The organism is Amycolatopsis lexingtonensis (assembly GCF_014873755.1).
In the GTDB taxonomy this organism is placed as follows: Bacteria; Actinomycetota; Actinomycetes; order Mycobacteriales; family Pseudonocardiaceae; genus Amycolatopsis; species Amycolatopsis lexingtonensis.
Genome location: NZ_JADBEG010000001.1, coordinates 8,917,416 through 8,933,719, shown reverse-complemented (window position 1 = coordinate 8,933,719; position 16,304 = coordinate 8,917,416). Strand labels below are relative to the sequence as shown.

Sequence of the window (16,304 nt, the reverse complement as noted above, 5' to 3'; positions counted from 1 at the left end):
AGTTCCCGGGAGAGGAGCAGGAAAATGACCGAGGTGTGGACGACTCCCGACTTCGTCGAATACGAAACCCCCATGGAGGTCACCGCCTACGCGGCTCGCATGGCGGACTGACGTGCCCGTCGAGCCGCTCGCGGAAAGCGCGTTCATCGTGGCCCTGCGCGGTCTTTCGCACCGGTACTGGGGCGCGCACCCGTTCCACCACCGGCTGCACGCGGGCGAGCTCGACGCGCACGAACTGCGGACCTGGGCCGCGAACCGCTGGTACTACCAGCAGGTGCTGCCGCAGAAGGACGCGGCGATCATCAGCAACTGCCCGCTGCCGGAGATCCGGCGCCAGTGGCTCGACCGGATCGTCTACCACGACGGGACGAGCGCCGGCAGCAGCGGAACCGAACGCTGGCTGCGGCTCTGCGAAGCGGTCGGCCTCGACCGCGAAGAGGTGCTCGACGAGCGGCACGTCGCCCCCGGGGTCCGGTTCGCCGTCGACGCGTACGTGACTTTCGCGCGCACGAAGCCGTGGTGGGAAGCGGTCGCTTCCGGACTGACCGAGATGTTCGCCGGCCACCTGATGCGGCAGCGCGTCGCGGACATGCTCGCGCACTACTCGTGGATCGCGCCCGCGGACCTCGCCTACTTCACCAACCGCATCGACAAGGTCGCCGGCGAAGGCAAGGACACGCTCGACATCGTCGTCCGCCACTGCGTGACGCGCGAGCAGCAGGACCGGGCGATCGCCGCACTGTCGTTCAAGTGCGATGTCCTGTGGTCCATGCTGGACGCCGTCGAACGGGCGGCGCGGTGATCACGGCGAGCGCGGTGCCGCAGCTCCGGCGGGGTGTCCGATTGTCGTTCGACCACGTCCGGGAAACACACGTGCTGCTGTTCCCGGAAGGCGTCCTCGTGCCGAACGCCACCGCGGCCGCGGTGCTCGAACTCTGCGACGGCGCCCGGACCGTCACGGACATCACCGCGGTGCTGGAGCAGCGCTACACCGGCGTCCGCGAGCAGGACGTCCTCGACGTCTTGGCGCGGCTGGGCGAACGGCGGGTCGTCGCATGGACGTGACCCCGCCGCTGGGCCTGCTCGCCGAGCTGACGCACCGCTGCCCGCTGCACTGTCCTTATTGCTCCAACCCGCTGGAGCTGACCAAGCGGGACGCCGAACTGTCCACCGCGGACTGGCTGTCGGTGCTGTCCCAGGCACGCGAGCTGGGCGTGCTGCAGGTGCACATGTCCGGCGGCGAACCCCTGCTCCGCCCGGACCTGCCCGAGCTGGTGGCGCACGCGAGTTCGCTCGGCTGCTACGTCAACCTGGTCACGTCCGGACTCGGGCTGACGTCCGCGCGGCTGTCCGGACTCGTCGAGCGCGGACTGGCGCACGTCCAGCTGTCCGCACAGGGGTCGATACGGGAGCGTTCCGACGAACTGGCCGGCGCGCGGGCGTTCGACCACAAGCTCGCCGCGGCCGCCGCGGTCAAGGCCGCCGGACTGCCGCTGTCGCTCAACGTCGTCCTGCACCGGCGCAACCACGACCAGCTCGCCGGGATCATCGAACTGGCCGAGCGGATCGGCGCGGACCGCCTGGAGCTCGCGAACACCCAGTACTACGGCTGGGCACTGCGCAACCGAGACGCGCTGATGCCGACGGCCGAGCAGCTCGCCATCGCCGAGCCGATCGTGCGCGCGGCCGTCGCACGGCTGCGCGGCACCATGGAGATCGTGTACGTCGTCGCGGACTACCACGAGGCGTACCCGAAGCCGTGCATGTACGGCTGGGGTGCGCGGCAGCTGACCGTGGCACCGGACGGGACCGTGCTGCCGTGCCCGGCGGCGTCGGCGATCTCCACCCTGCGGTTGTCCTCGGTGCGGGACACGTCGCTGGCCGACATCTGGTACCGCTCGGAGTCGTTCAACGCCTACCGCGGCGAGGACTGGATGACCGAGCCGTGCCGCACCTGCGACCGCCGCGGCCTCGACTTCGGCGGCTGCCGCTGCCAGGCGTTCCTGCTCACCGGCGACGCGGCGGCGACCGACCCGGTGTGCTCGCGGTCGCCGCGGCGGGACGTCGTCGACCTGGTGCTCAGCCGGCCTCCGGTCGCGGACATGGTGATGCGCCGGTGAAGGTGATCCTGCTCGGCACCGCGGCGGGCGGCGGTTGTCCGCAGTGGAACTGCGCGTGCCGCCTGTGCACGGCCGGGCTGCCGCCGCGCACGCAGGACTGCGTCGCGATCAGCGCGGACGGCGACGGCTGGTTCCTGCTCAACTGCTCGCCGGACATCCGCGCGCAGATCCTCGGGACGCCCGCGCTGCGCGCCGGACCGGGCCCGCGGGACATCCCGCTGCGCGGGGTGCTGCTCACCGACGCCGAACTCGACCATTCGCTCGGCCTGCTGATGCTCCGCGAGGCGGGCGGGCTCCCGGTGTGGGCGCCGGACGCGGTGCTGCGGGCGCTGACCCCGTTCCGCGAGATCGTCGACGGCTACGGCGGCTGGACGTGGTCTCCCCCGGCGGACCTGCCGGGGCTGCGGGTCCGGGTGCTGCCGGTGAGCGACAAGAAGCCGAAGTACGTTTCCGCCACCGAAACCGGCCCGTGGGTGGTCGCCTACCGGATCGAGGACCGCGCGACCGGCGGCGTGCTGGTCTACGCGCCCTGCCTGAAGAGCTGGCCCGCCGGCTTCGACGCGTTCGTCGCGGACGCGGACCTCGTCCTGCTGGACGGGACGTTCTACGCGCCGGACGAAATGGCCGGCGTCGGCGGACCGGACCAGCTCGCGATGGGGCACCTGCCGATCACCGCGAGCCTGGCCCGGATCGCCGGGCGGCCCTGGGCGTTCACCCACCTCAACAACACGAACCCGGTGCTGGACCCGGCGTCCGCGGAGCACGCCGCCGCGCGTGCCGCGGGTGCCCTGCTGCCTCCGGACGGCACGGAGTTTTCGCTCTAGACGATGCCCTCGGGAGCGGCCCCGGCCACCTGGACGGCGTCGGCGGCGATCCGGTCGATCTCGGCCAAGTCATCCGATGTCAGCACGACATCGGCGGCGGCGATGCTCGCCTCGATGTGCGCCGGTCTGCGCGCGCCCACGATGGCGGCGTGCACTCCGGGCCGGGCGAGCGCCCAGGCGATGGCGAGCTGCCCGACTTCGAGGCCGCGCTGCGTGGCGAACGCCTTGAGCTCGTCGACGATCTTCAGGTTCCGGCGCAGGTTGTCACCCTGGAAGGCGCTGGACTTCGAGCGCCAGTCAGTGGCCTCGAACGTCGTGTCCGGGGTGAGCGCGCCGGTGAGCAGGCCGCTGCCGAGCGGGCTGTAGACGAAGACGCCGATGTCGTGCTCGCGGGCGTACGGCAGCGGATCGGTCTCGAGGCCGCGCCGGAACAGGTGGTACGGCGGCTGGAGCGTCTCGACCGGCCGCGTCCTGTCGAAGGCGCGTAGCTGTTCCGCGGTGTAGTTGGAGACGCCGACGTGCCGGACCTTCCCGGCGTCGACGAACTCCTGCAGCAGCCCGGCGACCTCCGCGGCCGGCGTGTCCGGGTCCGGCCAGTGCACCTGGTAGAGGTCGATGTGCTCGACGCCGAGGTTGCGCAGGCTCTCGTCGAGCCCCTTGGTCAGCCACGCGCGGCGGGAGTCGCGCGGCCGTTCGGCGCGCGGGTTGATGCCGCCCTTGGTGGCGATGACGACGTCGTCCGCGTGCCGGAGCGCACGTCCGAGCAGCACCTCGGAGCGGCCGCGGCCGTAGGCCTGCGCGGTGTCGAAGAAGTTCACGCCCAGGTCGCGCGCGTGGTGGATCGCGGCGAACGCGGTGTCCTCGTCGAACGCGCCCCAGTCGCCGCCCAGCTGCCAGGTGCCGAAGGCGATCTTCGACACTTCGAGGCCGCTGCGGCCCAAGATCGTCGTACGCATGCGTCCAGCACAGCACAGACATCGGACCACTGCACCGCTCATCCCGGCCAACGAAACCCCCAAATAACTCTTTGACAGTGGTGGCAGACTGCTCCCATGCCCCACGACCACCTCCGGGTACTGGCCCACCCGCTCCGCATGCGCATCCTGTCGCTCCTGACGGGTACGGCGATGAGCGCCGCCGAAGCCGCGCGCGAACTCGGCGAGACGCAGGCGAACACCAGCTACCACTTCCGCCGCCTGCACGACGCGGGCCTGCTGGAGGTGGCCGAGGAAGTCCGGATCCGGGGCGGCCGCGCGAAGCGGTACCGGCACGACCCGGAGTCGGGCAAGCGCCTCACGAGCCGCGACCCGGGCGAAGAGCGGCTGCTGACGAAGGCGGTCGCGACGGAGCTGCTGCGCCGCGCGGACTCGCGCGCCGGGCGGCGACCGGCGTCCCTGACCGACGCCGAGCTGTGGGTGGCCCCGGAGGTGTGGGCGCGGTTGCTGAAGCAGGCGACGGAGCTGAGCCGGGAGCTGCACGACGCGGCCCAGCCGCCCCGCACGCCGGGCACGGTCCGGGTCAGCGCGAGCGTCGCCCTGTTCGAGCTGACGGCAGGTTCGGCGGAGCCTCGATGAGCGCGCTGTCCGGCAACCACTGTTCCGCACCCGATCCCCGACCACCCGCTCCCAGAATCGGACCAGTCCCGTGATCCCACTGCTCGCCCCGCTGCGCGAAGACCGCTTCCGCGCCCTCGTCACCGGCCGGACGTTCGCCGACTTCGCCAACGCCGTCGCGCCCTTCGCGCTCGCCTTCGCCGTCGTCGACCTGACCGGCTCGGCCGTGGACCTCGGCATCGTCGTCGGCGCGCGGTCGCTGGCCAACGTGCTGCTCGTGCTGTTCGGCGGGATGCTGGCCGACCGGTTGCCGCGGTCGGTGATCCTGCAGGGCACCGAGACCGCCGCCGCGCTTACCCAGGCCACCATCGCCGCGAGCGTCCTCTGCGGCTTCGCGTCCATCCCGCTGCTGGTCGGGCTCAGCCTGGTCAACGGCGCGGTCTCGGCGATCTCCCTCCCCGCCGCCGCCTCGCTGACGCCGTTGACCGTCCCGGCGTCGCAGCTCGCGCAGGCGAACGCGCTGGTCCGGCTGCTCTCCAACGTCGGCCGCATCGCCGGGGCCGGGCTCGCCGGGATCCTGGTCGCCTTCGCCGGGTCCGGCTGGGCGCTCGGCGGCAACGCCGTGCTGTTCCTCGCCGCCGCGCTGGCGTACCGCCGGATCCGGCTGCCGCGCGGCGAACGGGTGCCCGGCAGCCGTCCCCTCGCCGAACTCGGCGAAGGCTGGCGGGAGTTCCGCGCACGGTCGTGGGTGTGGCTGGTGGTGCTGCAGTTCATGGTGGTCAACGCGGTGAACGCGGGCGCGCTGCTGGTGATCGGCCCGCTGGTCGCCGACGACACCTTCGGCCGCACCGGCTGGGGACTCGCGCTGGCCGTCCAGACGGCCGGTTCGCTGCTCGGCGGCGTCATCGCGGCGCACTGGCAGCCGCGGCGGATGCTCCTGATCGGCGTCGCGCTCGTCATGGTCGATGCCTTGCCGATGCTCGCGCTCGGGGAGACCCCGTACCTGCTGCCGCTGCTGCTCGCGATGTTCCTCGCGGGTGTCGCGATCGAGCAGTTCGCCGTCGCGTGGGACGTGTCGCTGCAGGAGAACATCCCGCCGGAGAAGCTCGCCCGGGTGTACTCCTACGACATGCTCGGCTCGTTCGTCGCGATGCCGCTCGGCCAGATCGCCGCGGGCCCGCTGGCCGAGCACGCCGGCCGCGAAGCGACCCTCCTCGGGGGCGCGGCCCTGGTCGTCGCGGCGACCGCGGTCGTAGCCGTCAACCCCCAGGTGCGTGGCCTGGTCCGCCGGCGCCGGAGCCCGGCAGACCTGGGTTAACGGCTCGCGCGGGGCTCCGGGGCCAGGTCACGGCGGCCGTCGAGACGCCACCAGCTCTCCAGGGTCTCGCGCAGCGCCTTCAGCAGCTCGCCACCCATTTCCAGGGGTACGAGAGCGGCTTTGCCGTCGTCCACGCGCAGGGCCGCCGACAAGCGGTCGCCCTGCTCGACCAGCCCGACCACGACCCGGGCGGGCTGCCCGGTCGCGTCGGTGGTCGCGATGGCCCGTTCGTAGCGCCAGACTTCAGCGTTCACCCGGCCGACAGTGGCACAGCTTTCCCCGCTCCGGCCGCCGGTTCACCCTAAGGGGGTCACCAGGGCCGCACTTCCTCCAGCAGCTTCGCGACGGCGAGCACGAGGTCGTCCGAGTGACGCGGGCCGACGATCTGCAGGCCCACCGGCAGCCCCTCCGACGTCCGCCCCGCCGGGACGCTGATCGCCGGCTGCTGCGTCATGTTGAACGGGTACGTGAACGGCGTCCACTCCGGCCACTCGCTCAGCCCGCTGCCCGGCGGCACGTTGTGGCCCGCCTCGAACGCCGCGATCGGGAGGGTCGGGGTGATCAGCACGTCGTAGCGCGTGTGGAACTCGCCCATCAGGATGCCGAGCGCCGCGCGTTCGGCCGTCGCGTCGAGGTAGTCGCTCGCGCTCCACGTCTTGCCGAGCTCCCAGACCTTGCGCAGGCCCGGGTCAGTCCGCTCCTCCGAGCCCGGCGGGAACGTGCCGAGCAGCTTCGCCGCGCCCGACGACCACAGGATGTCGAACGCCGGTTTCGGGTCCGCGAAACCGGGGTCGGTCTCCTCGATGTGCAGTCCCGCGTCACCCAGCGCGCACACCGCCGAGGCGACGATCGCCGCCACCTCCGGGTCGACGTCGACGTAGCCGAGCGTCGGCGAGAACGCCGCGATCAGGCCGCGCACGTCCCGCCGGACGGCCTCGCGGAACGACGCCACCGGCGGCGCCAGCGCGGCCGGGTCGCGGTGGTCCGGAATCGACAGGACGTCCAGCAGCAGCGCGGTGTCGTCCACCGAGCGCGCCATCGGCCCGGCGTGCGAGAGCGGCCCGAACGGGCTCGCCGGGTACAGCGGGATGCGGCCGTGCGTCGGCTTGAGCCCGACGATGCCGCAGAACGACGCCGGGATCCGCACCGAGCCGCCGCCGTCGGTGCCGACCGACAGTTCGCCCATCCCGGCCGCGACCGCCGCGGCGCTGCCACCGCTCGACCCGCCGGCCGTCTTGGACGGGTCGACGGGGTTGCGCGTGATGCCGCACAGCGGGCTGTCCGTGACGCCCTTCCACGCGATCTCGGGCGTGGTCGTCTTGCCCAGCAGCACCAGGCCCGCCTCGCGCATCCGCGCGGCGACCGGGCTGTCGACGTCCCACGGCTGGTCCGGGCTGATGCTCTGCGAGCCGCGGACGGTCGGCCAGCCCTGCGTGAGGAACATGTCCTTGATCGACGCGGGCACGCCGTCGAGCCAGCCGATCGGGTTCCCGTCCCGCCAGCGGATCTCGGACGCCTTGGCCTGCTCCAGCGCCTGGTCGGCGTCGACGAGGCAGTAGGCGTTGCACTCGCCGTCCCGGGCTTCGATGGCCTGCAGCGCGTTCTGCGTCGCCTCGATCGGCGAAAGCTCGCCGGTCGCGTAGGCGGCGACGAGCTCACTGGCGGTCAGCATCCTGTCGTTCATCCGGCTCCCTGGTTCCCCGACGGCACGTAGCCGAGCGTCTTGTCGACGACATTGCGCAGCGGTTCCCCGGCGCGCCAGCGGCGGAAGTTCTCCGCGAACACTTCGACCAGCGTGTTCCGCCAGCCGACGAAGTCACCGGACATGTGCGGCGAGACCAGCACGTCCGGCAGGGTCCACAGCGGGCTTTCCGGCGGCAGCGGCTCGGTGTCGAACACGTCGAGCGCGGCGCCGGCGATGGACCCGCTCCGGAGCGCGTCGACCAGGTCGGACGTCACGACCAGCTCGCCCCGCCCGACGTTGACGAACCGCGCCGACGGCTTCATCGCGGCGAACGCGCGCGCGTCGAACATGCCTTTGGTGTGCTCGGTCAGCGGCGCCACGGCGACGACGTAGTCGGCGTGCGGCAGCACCTCGGTGAGCCGCGCGGACTCGTGCACGACACCGAAGTCGGGGTCCCCGGTGCGCTCCCGGCGCCCGGCTCCGCTCACCCGCATCCCGGCGGCGCGCAGCAGCCGCGCGATGGCCCGGCCGATCGGCCCGGTGCCGACGACCACCACCTCGCGCCCGGCGATCCGCTCGCTCTCGCGGTGCAGCCAGCGGCCCTCGCGCTGCAGGTCGTGCGACCGCGCGAAGTCCTTCGCGAACGCGAGGACGACGCCGAGCACGTACTCCGCGATGGCGTCGTCGAAGACTCCCCGCGAATTCGTCAGGACCACGTCGCTTTCCACCAGCCCGGGGAACAGCACCGGGTCGACGCCCGCGCTCGCGATGTGCAGCCAGCGCAGGCGATCGGCCGCGTGCCAGGCTCCGGGCACGGCCGTGGAGAGGAAGTCGTAGACGAACAACGCGTCCGCTCCGGACAACGCTTCGGCCAGACCCGCGGCGTCCGTGTAACGCACGACCGCCCCGGATTCGACAGCACGCATGTCCGGTGGGCGGTGCTCGCCACAGAGCACTGCCAGGACCGGAGCTTCCTGGTTTTCCGAGGCGATCACGTTGACACGGTAAAAGCGGCTCGTATGATTGTCAACAATCCGAGGAACGACCCCCGGAGCACCGGACGTGTCATCAAGTGCAGACGTATTCCGGAGGCTGAGCCTTGGATTTCGACTTCCTGGCGTTCGACGGCCCGCTGGCCCAGCGGGGCATCGGTGTGATCGCCCCGTTCGACCTCGCGCTGGAGCGCGAACTCTGGCGCTGGGTCCCGATGGAGGTGTCCCTCCACCTCGCCCGCACGCCGTACGAACCGGTGCCGGTCAGCATGGAGATGGCACGCCTCGTCAGCGACAGCCACCACCTGGCCAGCGCCACCCGCGACGTCCTGCACGTCGAGCCCGAGGTCGTCGCCTACCTCTGCACGTCCGGCAGCTTCGTCAACGGCGTCGACTACGAGCGCTCGCTGACGAAGGCGATCTGCGACGCGGGCGCGCCGGACGCGGTCACCACCTCGGGCGCGCTGGCCGAGGTGCTGCACCAGCTCGACCTGCACCGCGTCTCGGTGCTTACGCCGTACGACGGCGACCTCACCCAGGCCCTGCACGACTTCCTGGGCGAGCTGAACGTCGAGACGGTCGCCAGCGACCACCTCGGGCTGGGCGGCGGCATCTGGAAGGTCAGCTACCGGACCATCGCCGAGCGCATCCTCGCCGCCGACCACGGCGAGGCCGAAGCGATCTTCGTCAGCTGCACCAACCTCCCCACCTACGACCTGATCGAGCCGCTGGAGGCCGCGCTCGGCAAGCCGGTGCTCACCGCCAACCAGCTGACGATGTGGGCGTGCCTGCGTCGGATGGGCCTCCCGATCGTCGGACCCGGGAAGTGGCTTCGTGACGTGTCTTGAGAGAACGCGCCCGCCCGGCGCCCGGAGCGACTTCGACGTGGACGAACATGTCGGGGAGCGCCCGGCAGGTCGTGAAGGTTTTCCTTGACCACCCCTCTAGCATTGTCGACAATTTGCGTCCCTCCGGAGGTTCCGTGACCACCATCGGTTTCATCTACCCCGACCACGCGGCCGAAGACGACTACCGGCTGGCCGAGCAGCTGCTCGGCGGCATGGCCGCCGACGAGGGCGACATCCGGCTCGCGGTCGAGCACATCTACGGCACCGACAAGCACGCGGTGGCCGAACTGCTCGACCTCGGCAGCGAAAGCCGCCTCGCCGACGGCGCCGCGCTGCTCAAGAAGCACGAGCCCGACGCGATCATCTGGGCCTGCACCAGCGGCAGCTTCGTCTACGGCTGGGACGGCGCCCGTGACCAGGCCGACCGCCTGTCCGCCGTCGCCGGGGTCCCGGCCTCCAGCACCTCCTTCGCGTTCGTGCACGCCGCGCACGCCCTGGGCGTCAAGCGGGTCGCCGTGGCCGCCAGCTACCCGGACGACATCGCCCGGCTGTTCGTCGACTTCCTCAAGACCGGCGGCATCGAGGTCGTGTCCATGGCCAGCGCGGACATCATCACGGCCGCCGAAGTCGGCGCCATGAGCCCGGAGGCCGTCGTCGAGCTCGCCGTGCGCCACGACCACGACGACGCCGACGCCGTCTTCGTGCCGGACACCGCGATGCGGACCCTCGCCGAGATCAACGCCATCGAAGCCGCGCTGAAGAAGCCCGTGCTGACCGCCAACCAGGTCACGGTGTGGGAGGGGCTGCGCCTGACCGGGCGGCACCGCCTCGTCCGCTCGCTCGGCGCCCTCTTCCGGCATCTGCCGGACGGGAGCGCCTGACATGGCCCTGCCGCCGGGCATGCTGCCCGAGATCGAGCCGGTCAGCCGCGAGTCGACGGCCGCCGTCATCGCCCGTCAGCTGCGTGACGCGATCATGACCGGCGCCCTCCCGCCCGGGACCCAGCTCGGCGAAACCGAGCTGGCCGCACGGTTCCAGGTGTCACGGGGGCCGCTCCGGGAGGCCATGCAGCATCTGGTCTCCGAGGGACTCCTGCGCAGCGAGCGGCACCGCGGGCTGTTCGTGATCGACCTCGAGCCCGGGGACGTCTACGACATTTACGCAGCTCGCACGGCGATCGAACGCGCCGCCATGCTTCGCGCGCTGCGCGGCGGGGACCGTGACCGGATCGCGGACCTGCTCGAACACACCGTCGCGGAGATGGCGACCGCCGCCAGTGAAGACGATCCGAACGCGCTCTCCACCGCGGACCTCAAGTTCCACGAGGCCCTCATCGACGCTTCCGGCAGCAAGCGGCTCGTCCGGATGGCCCGGACGCTCCTCATCGAGACGCGGATGTGCCTCACCGCGCTGCAGGGCACTTACCAGCGGGTCGAAGAACGCGTGGAAGAGCACACGAAGCTCATCCAGGCGCTGCGGGACGGCGACGAGGAGACGGCGCTGGCACTCCTCGAGGCGCACATGGAGGACGCGGTGCAGCGGCTCGCGCCCGGCACCAGCCTCCGGGACGGGCACGCGCCGCCGGTACCGGGAAACGCGTGACCGGAAGGCCGCCAAGCGCGACCGCAGGGGCGACACGCGGACCGTGACGGACGGCCCGCGCACCTCGTCGCCCGGCTCGTCCGCCCATTCCTCCGACGCCGCGGCCCGCTCGTCCGCGGCCGGTTCCGCCGCCGCCGGCTCGTCCACGGATGCCGCCGGTTCGGCCCGCCACGCGGCCGATTCCCCTGCCCGGCCGGCCGTTTCGTCCGTCCAGGCACCGCGCTCGTCCACCCAGGCCGGCTCGTCCAGCCGGACGGTCACCATCCCCACCCGGCCGGACGGCACGCGCGCGTGGACCGCCGGCACGGGTATCGGGAAGCAGTTCCTGGGCACTCTGCACGCGCAGTCAGCCGGCACGGCGCACCCCCAGCACCGGCTGGCCGCCTCTGCCGTCGCGGAAGTCGGGCGACCACGGCCAGCGGCCCTGCTCGTCCGCGTGGACCAGTTGCAGCGCACGGATTTCCGGGCCGTACAGGGCGACCGCGAACACCAGGTGCGCCGACGGCTCCGTCAGCGGGACGACCTCGACCAGCGGACCGTCCCGCAGCGGAATGCGCTCCCCCGGCTCGGGTGGCGACGCGTGCAGCGCGTGCGACGCGAGGTCGTTGAGCAGTTCGGCGGCTTCCTCGAGCGGTAAGCCGGTCGTGACCAGTTCGGGCAGGCCGTACCCGCTGAGCCCGATCGTGTAGGCCCACGGCGGATACAGCTCGTTGCCCTCCACGCCTTGCACGAGCCAGCCCCGGTCGGCCACCTTCTCCTGGAGCATCGTCAGGTAATCGGACTGTGGCCGATCCGGGTTTTCACATTGCCAGCACATCGGTTTCTCCTCCCCCTCGGTGGGCTTGTGGCCACCGTGCCGGAGGGCACCGACAAAAACTCAGCCCAGTGCTTCGGCCACCGCCGTGCCGAGCCGTTCTGTGGTATCCGTGCCGCCGAGGTCGGGGGTGCGCACGCGGCCCTCGTCGAGGACGCGGTCCACGGCGGCGCGGATCGCTTGTGCGGCAACGGTTTCGCCCAGGTGTTCGACCAGCATCGCGGCCGCCAGGATCTGCGCCACGGGGTTCGCGATCCCCTGTCCGGCGATGTCCGGAGCGCTCCCGTGGACCGCCTCGAACATCGACGGGGATTCACCCGATGGGTTGATGTTGCCGGACGGCGCCATGCCGAGACCACCCGTGATCGCGGCCGCCAGGTCGCTCAGGATGTCGCCGAAGAGGTTCGACGCCACCACGACGTCGAGCCGGTCCGGCGCCTGAACCATCCGCGCGGCCAGTGCATCCACGTGCATCTGTTCACTGTGGACATCCGGGAAATCGGCGGCGACCTCGGCGAAGATCTCGTCCCAGAACGGCATCGAGTGGATCAGGCCGTTGGACTTCGTCGCCGAGCAAACGCGCGAAGACCGCGTACGCGCCAGCTCGAAGGCGTACCGGATGATCCGTTCGACGCCGACGCGCGTGAACACCGATTCCTGCACGACGAACTCGTCCGGCCGCCCGGCGTTGTGCCGCCCGCCGATCGCGGAGTACTCGCCTTCGGAATTCTCGCGGACGATGACCAGCTCCAGCTCCTCGGCCTTCCGCCCGGCCAGCACGGACGTCGTGCCCGGGAGCAGCCGCACCGGGCGCAGGTTGACGTACTGCTGGAACGCGCGCCGCAGCGGGATCAGCAGGCCCCACAGCGAAACGTGGTCCGGCACCCCGGGAAAGCCGACCGCGCCGAGCAGGATCCCGTCGTACGCCGAAAGCTGCGCGACACCGTCTTCCGGCATCATCGCGCCGAGTTGCGCGTACCTTTCGCAACTCCAGTCGAATTCGTTCCACTCCAAGGAAAAGCCGAAGCGGGCGGCCGCCCGGTCGAGGACCTTGCGGGCCTCGACCGTGACGTCGACACCGATCCCGTCACCGGGGATGCTCGCCAAGCGGTAGGTCGTCACAGGGCCACCGCGATGTACTTGGTCTCCAGGAACTCCTCGATGCCGACCGTGCCGCCCTCGCGGCCGAGGCCGGACGCCTTGATCCCGCCGAACGGCGCCGCCGGGTTCGACACGATGCCCTGGTTGAGCCCGATCATGCCGGCTTCGAGGGCCTCGGACACGCGCAGCGCGCGCTTGAGGTCGCTGGTGAAGACGTAGGAGACGAGCCCGAATTCGGTGTCGTTCGCCTTCGCCACCGCCTCTTCCTCGGTGTCGAACGGGGTGATCGGCGCGACCGGCCCGAAGATCTCCTCGTGCGTCAGCCGCGCGTCCTGCGGGACGTCGGTGAGCACCGTGGCCTGGTAGAAGTGGCCGGGCCCGTCGACGCCGGCACCGCCGGTGAGCACGCGCGCACCGCGGTCCGTGGCGTCCTTGACCAGCTCCGTGACCTTGTCGACGGCCTTGTCGTCGATCAGCGGGCCGACCACGACGTCCTTCTCGGTGCCGCGCCCCATCGGCAGCGCCTGCATGCGCTCGGTCAGCCGCCGCGAGAACTCCTCGACGACGCCGCGCTGCACGTAGAACCGGTTCGCCGCGGTGCACGCCTCGCCGATGTTGCGCATCTTCGCCTGCATCGCGCCGTCGATGGCCGCGTCCATGTCGGCGTCGTCGAAGACCAGGAACGGCGCGTTGCCGCCCAGCTCCATCGACGTGCGGAGGATCTTGTCGGCGCACTGCTCCAGCAGCTTGCGGCCGACGCCGGTGGAGCCGGTGAACGAGAGCTTGCGGGCGCGTCCGTCGCGGATCAGCGGCTCCATCACGCCGCCGGAGTCGCTGGTCGTGATGACGTTGAGCACGCCTTCGGGCAGCCCGGCTTCGGCGAGGATGCCGGCCAGCGCGAGCATCGACAGCGGCGTCTGCGCGGCGGGCTTGATCACCGACGTGCAGCCCGCGGCGATCGCCGGGCCGATCTTGCGCGTGCCCATCGCCATCGGGAAGTTCCACGGCGTGATCAGCAGCGTCGGGCCGACCGGCTGCTTCGTGATGAGGAACCGGCCCACGCCGTTCGGGGCGGTCGCGAAGCCGCCGTCGATGCGGACGGCCTCTTCGGCGAACCAGCGGAAGAACTCCGCGGCGTAGGCGATCTCGCCCTTCGACTCGGCGAGCGGCTTGCCCATCTCGAGCGTCATGAGCAGCGCCAGCTCCTCCTGGCGCTTCATCAGCAGCTCGTACGCCCGGCGCAGGATCTCACCGCGCTCCCGCGGCGCCATCTTCGCGAAGTCCGATTGCGCGGCGACGGCGGCGTCCAGCGCGGCGAGGCCGTCCGCCGGGGAGGCGTCGGCGACCTGGCACAGCTCCTTGCCGGTGGCCGGGTCGACCACCGGGAAGGTCTTCCCGGACTCGGCGGCGACCCACTTGCCGCCGATGAACAGTTCCTTGCCGACCGCGTCGACGACGCCGGATTCGGTGCTCGCGCTCATCCCGACTGCTCCTCACGTGTTGTCCCGAGGGCCATGCTATGGATATTGTCAACAATCGACAACCCGCTCAACCGACCTAGGAGCACGCTGCCATGGCCCAGCTATCTCCGCTGCTCAAGCAGGCAACGCCCGTCGTGGTCGACCACGGTGAAGGGGTTTACCTCTACGACGTCGACGGCAAACGCCACCTCGACTTCACCGCCGGCATCGGCGTCACGAGCACCGGGCACTGCCACCCGCACGTCGTGCGCGCGGCGCAGGAGCAGATCGGCAAGCTCGTCCACGGGCAGTACACGACGGTGATGCACCAGCCCCTGCTCGAGCTCACCAAGCGCCTCGGCGACGTCCTGCCGGAGGGGCTGGACTCGCTCTTCTACGCGAACTCGGGCAGCGAAGCCGTCGAAGCGGCGTTGCGGCTCGCGCGGCAGGCGACGAAGCGCCCGAACGTCATCGTCATGCAGGGCGGCTTCCACGGCCGGACGGTCGCGGCGGCGTCGATGACGACGTCCGGGACGCGGTTCAGCGCCGGCATCGGCCCGCTGATGGCGGGCGTGCACGTCGCGCCGTTCCCCTACGCCTATCACTACGGCTGGGACGAGCAGACCGCGACGAAGTTCGCGCTGCGCGAGCTGGACTTCCTGTTCCAGACGGTCAGCGCGCCCAACGAGACCGCCGCGATCTTCGTCGAGCCGGTGCTCGGCGAGGGCGGGTACGTCCCGGCGAACACCGAGTTCATGGCGGGTCTGCGCGAGCGCGCCGACCGGCACGGCATCCTGCTCGTCGTCGACGAGATCCAGACCGGCTTCGGCCGCACCGGCAAGTTCTGGGGCCACGACCACTTCGGCGTCTCCCCCGACATCGTGCTCATCGCGAAGGGACTGGCGAGCGGCTTCCCGCTGTCCGGCATCGCCGCTTCGCAGGAGCTGATGGCGAAGGCGTTCCCGGGTTCGCAGGGCGGCACGTACGGCGGCAACGCCGTCTCGTGCGCGGCCGCGATCGCGACGCTCGAGGTCATCCAGCAGGAGAACCTGGTGGAGAACGCCGCCGAGCGCGGACGGCAGCTGCTCGAAGGGGCGCGGGTGATCGCGGACAAGACGCCGGCGATCGGCGAGGTGCGCGGGCTCGGGCTGCTGGTCGGCTCGGAGTTCACCACCGCGGACGGCGAACCCGACGCGGCGACGGCGGCGGCCGCGCAGCAGACCGCGTCGAAGAACGGCCTGCTGCTGCTCACCTGCGGGCCGTACATGAACGTCGTCCGCATGGTGCCGCCGCTCGTCGTCAACGCCGAACAGGTCGACGACGCGCTGCGCATCTGGGGCGAGGTCGTCGCGTCCGTCACGGGGAGCTGAGCATGGCCCGGTACATCACGATCACCCTCGACAAGCGCGGGGTGTCCTGCCGGGCCCGGCTGCTCGACGACGAGGCACCGCGGACGTGCAAAGCGGTATGGGACGCGCTGCCGCAGAGTGGTTCGGCCTACCACGCGAAGTACGCGCGCAACGAGGTCTACACGCTCGTGCCGCCGTTCGCGGAGCCGAAGCCCGGGCGGGAGAACCCGACGATCACGCCGATCCCCGGCGATGTCGTCTACTTCGGGTTCGAGGCCTGGGAGATCGGCAACCCGGCGTACGGCTACGACGACGACAGCGAAGCGCACAGCGACCAGGGCGCGACCGACCTGGCGATCTTCTACGGGCGCAACAACCTGCTGATCAACGGCGACGCGGGCTGGGTGCCCGGCAACGTGTTCGCCACGATCGAGGAGGGCCTGGCCGAGATGGCGGCGGCCGCGCAGGACCTATGGCTGCGGGGCGTGGAGGGCGAGACGCTCTCGTTCGCGCGAGCCTGATTCCGTTCTCCCCCAAGGGGACGCCGGGTGCGGACCACCGCGCCCGGCGTCCCCTTTTTCCGGCTTGCCACCACCCGAAAGGGTGATCGTCGGGATCTCACCTTTCGTGGCCGGTGAT

At 71.3% G+C, this 16,304-nt stretch carries 19 protein-coding genes; 12 read left to right on the top strand and 7 right to left on the bottom strand.

Translation table 11 applies throughout. The annotated features are described in order from the left end of the window. The first annotated feature begins 24 nt into the window (after nt 1–24). From pqqA to pqqB, 5 genes are read left to right on the top strand one after another with little or no spacing between them, the layout of a single operon-like run. Complete coding sequence (gene pqqA / locus H4696_RS41665; RefSeq protein WP_086864059.1) at nt 25–111, top strand: pyrroloquinoline quinone precursor peptide PqqA; 87 nt, start codon at nt 25–27, stop codon at nt 109–111. A gap of 1 nt (nt 112) precedes the next feature. After that, a complete protein-coding gene (gene pqqC / locus H4696_RS41660; protein ID WP_086864058.1) occupies nt 113–802 on the top strand; it encodes a pyrroloquinoline-quinone synthase PqqC in 690 nt (229 codons plus the stop codon). After that, the gene (gene pqqD / locus H4696_RS41655; RefSeq protein WP_086864057.1) at nt 799–1,065 is read left to right on the top strand and encodes a pyrroloquinoline quinone biosynthesis peptide chaperone PqqD; all 267 of its coding nucleotides are present in this window, start codon (nt 799–801) and stop codon (nt 1,063–1,065) included. Before pqqC ends, pqqD begins: the two co-directional genes overlap by 4 nt. After that, nucleotides 1,056–2,120, top strand: coding sequence for a pyrroloquinoline quinone biosynthesis protein PqqE (gene pqqE, locus H4696_RS41650; RefSeq protein WP_086864056.1), 1,065 nt, complete (start codon nt 1,056–1,058; stop codon nt 2,118–2,120). Before pqqD ends, pqqE begins: the two co-directional genes overlap by 10 nt. Further along, nucleotides 2,117–2,944, top strand: a complete 828-nt coding sequence (gene pqqB / locus H4696_RS41645; protein WP_086864055.1) for a pyrroloquinoline quinone biosynthesis protein PqqB — start codon at nt 2,117–2,119, stop codon at nt 2,942–2,944. The genes pqqE and pqqB overlap by 4 nt, the downstream gene beginning before the upstream one ends. On the opposite strand, the gene H4696_RS41640 is transcribed toward pqqB, so the two are convergent. After that, nucleotides 2,941–3,900: an aldo/keto reductase gene (locus H4696_RS41640; protein WP_086864054.1), complete on the bottom strand. Its 960-nt coding sequence runs from the start codon at nt 3,898–3,900 to the stop codon at nt 2,941–2,943. The genes pqqB and H4696_RS41640 overlap by 4 nt on opposite strands. A gap of 96 nt (nt 3,901–3,996) precedes the next feature. Here H4696_RS41640 and H4696_RS41635 point away from each other — a divergent pair, with 96 nt between their 5' ends. Both H4696_RS41635 and H4696_RS41630 read left to right on the top strand, forming a co-directional pair. Continuing rightward, entirely contained in the window at nt 3,997–4,518 is a 522-nt protein-coding gene (locus H4696_RS41635) for an ArsR/SmtB family transcription factor (RefSeq protein ID WP_086864053.1), read from the top strand. A gap of 70 nt (nt 4,519–4,588) precedes the next feature. After that, nucleotides 4,589–5,815 (top strand): MFS transporter, encoded by a 1,227-nt coding sequence (locus H4696_RS41630; RefSeq protein ID WP_086864052.1) that lies wholly within the window; start codon nt 4,589–4,591, stop codon nt 5,813–5,815. On the opposite strand, the gene H4696_RS41625 is transcribed toward H4696_RS41630, so the two are convergent. Genes H4696_RS41625 through H4696_RS41615 form a run of 3 tightly spaced genes read right to left on the bottom strand, consistent with a single transcriptional unit; the run spans nt 5,812 to nt 8,494 of the window. Continuing rightward, nucleotides 5,812–6,069, bottom strand: coding sequence for a hypothetical protein (locus H4696_RS41625; RefSeq protein ID WP_086864051.1), 258 nt, complete (start codon nt 6,067–6,069; stop codon nt 5,812–5,814). The genes H4696_RS41630 and H4696_RS41625 overlap by 4 nt on opposite strands. A 56-nt stretch (nt 6,070–6,125) precedes the next feature. After that, nucleotides 6,126–7,499 carry an amidase gene (locus H4696_RS41620; protein ID WP_192782814.1) on the bottom strand — a complete coding sequence of 458 codons (1,374 nt, stop codon included), beginning with the start codon at nt 7,497–7,499 and terminating at the stop codon, nt 6,126–6,128. After that, the gene (locus H4696_RS41615) at nt 7,496–8,494 is read right to left on the bottom strand and encodes a D-2-hydroxyacid dehydrogenase (protein WP_086865616.1); all 999 of its coding nucleotides are present in this window, start codon (nt 8,492–8,494) and stop codon (nt 7,496–7,498) included. Before H4696_RS41615 ends, H4696_RS41620 begins: the two co-directional genes overlap by 4 nt. A 104-nt stretch (nt 8,495–8,598) precedes the next feature. Here H4696_RS41615 and H4696_RS41610 point away from each other — a divergent pair, with 104 nt between their 5' ends. The 3 genes from H4696_RS41610 to H4696_RS41600 all read left to right on the top strand — a co-directional run bounded on the left by H4696_RS41610 (nt 8,599) and on the right by H4696_RS41600 (nt 10,941). Continuing rightward, nucleotides 8,599–9,339, top strand: a complete 741-nt coding sequence (locus tag H4696_RS41610) for a maleate cis-trans isomerase family protein (protein ID WP_086865617.1) — start codon at nt 8,599–8,601, stop codon at nt 9,337–9,339. Between the two features lie 134 nt (nt 9,340–9,473). Beyond that, the gene (locus tag H4696_RS41605) at nt 9,474–10,220 is read left to right on the top strand and encodes an aspartate racemase/maleate isomerase family protein (RefSeq protein WP_192782813.1); all 747 of its coding nucleotides are present in this window, start codon (nt 9,474–9,476) and stop codon (nt 10,218–10,220) included. 1 nt (nt 10,221) lies between these two features. After that, nucleotides 10,222–10,941, top strand: coding sequence for a GntR family transcriptional regulator (locus H4696_RS41600; protein ID WP_086858074.1), 720 nt, complete (start codon nt 10,222–10,224; stop codon nt 10,939–10,941). Nucleotides 10,942–11,287: 346 nt separating this feature from the next. On the opposite strand, the gene H4696_RS41595 is transcribed toward H4696_RS41600, so the two are convergent. From H4696_RS41595 to H4696_RS41585, 3 genes are read right to left on the bottom strand one after another with little or no spacing between them, the layout of a single operon-like run. Beyond that, a complete protein-coding gene (locus H4696_RS41595; protein WP_086858075.1) occupies nt 11,288–11,758 on the bottom strand; it encodes a DUF4262 domain-containing protein in 471 nt (156 codons plus the stop codon). Between the two features lie 60 nt (nt 11,759–11,818). Further along, a complete protein-coding gene (locus tag H4696_RS41590) occupies nt 11,819–12,877 on the bottom strand; it encodes a tartrate dehydrogenase (RefSeq protein WP_086858076.1) in 1,059 nt (352 codons plus the stop codon). After that, entirely contained in the window at nt 12,874–14,337 is a 1,464-nt protein-coding gene (locus tag H4696_RS41585) for an NAD-dependent succinate-semialdehyde dehydrogenase (protein WP_086858077.1), read from the bottom strand. Before H4696_RS41585 ends, H4696_RS41590 begins: the two co-directional genes overlap by 4 nt. Before the next feature lie 92 nt (nt 14,338–14,429). Here H4696_RS41585 and H4696_RS41580 point away from each other — a divergent pair, with 92 nt between their 5' ends. Both H4696_RS41580 and H4696_RS41575 read left to right on the top strand, forming a co-directional pair. Continuing rightward, nucleotides 14,430–15,686 carry an aspartate aminotransferase family protein gene (locus H4696_RS41580; RefSeq protein WP_086858078.1) on the top strand — a complete coding sequence of 419 codons (1,257 nt, stop codon included), beginning with the start codon at nt 14,430–14,432 and terminating at the stop codon, nt 15,684–15,686. Between the two features lie 2 nt (nt 15,687–15,688). After that, nucleotides 15,689–16,186 carry a DUF3830 family protein gene (locus H4696_RS41575; protein WP_086858079.1) on the top strand — a complete coding sequence of 166 codons (498 nt, stop codon included), beginning with the start codon at nt 15,689–15,691 and terminating at the stop codon, nt 16,184–16,186. Nucleotides 16,187–16,304 lie beyond the last annotated feature (118 nt).

Excerpts from the sequence above, each read along its gene's own strand:
- pqqA (WP_086864059.1), top strand. The coding sequence starts at position 25 with ATGACCGAGGTGTGGACGACTCCCGACTTCGTCGAATACGAAACCCCC.
- pqqE (WP_086864056.1), top strand. The coding sequence starts at position 1,056 with ATGGACGTGACCCCGCCGCTGGGCCTGCTCGCCGAGCTGACGCACCGC.
- H4696_RS41640 (WP_086864054.1), bottom strand. The coding sequence starts at position 3,900 with ATGCGTACGACGATCTTGGGCCGCAGCGGCCTCGAAGTGTCGAAGATC.
- H4696_RS41635 (WP_086864053.1), top strand. The coding sequence starts at position 3,997 with ATGCCCCACGACCACCTCCGGGTACTGGCCCACCCGCTCCGCATGCGC.
- H4696_RS41620 (WP_192782814.1), bottom strand. The coding sequence starts at position 7,499 with ATGAACGACAGGATGCTGACCGCCAGTGAGCTCGTCGCCGCCTACGCG.
- H4696_RS41600 (WP_086858074.1), top strand. The coding sequence starts at position 10,222 with ATGGCCCTGCCGCCGGGCATGCTGCCCGAGATCGAGCCGGTCAGCCGC.
- H4696_RS41595 (WP_086858075.1), bottom strand. The coding sequence starts at position 11,758 with ATGTGCTGGCAATGTGAAAACCCGGATCGGCCACAGTCCGATTACCTG.
- H4696_RS41585 (WP_086858077.1), bottom strand. The coding sequence starts at position 14,337 with ATGAGCGCGAGCACCGAATCCGGCGTCGTCGACGCGGTCGGCAAGGAA.
- H4696_RS41580 (WP_086858078.1), top strand. The coding sequence starts at position 14,430 with ATGGCCCAGCTATCTCCGCTGCTCAAGCAGGCAACGCCCGTCGTGGTC.
- H4696_RS41575 (WP_086858079.1), top strand. The coding sequence starts at position 15,689 with ATGGCCCGGTACATCACGATCACCCTCGACAAGCGCGGGGTGTCCTGC.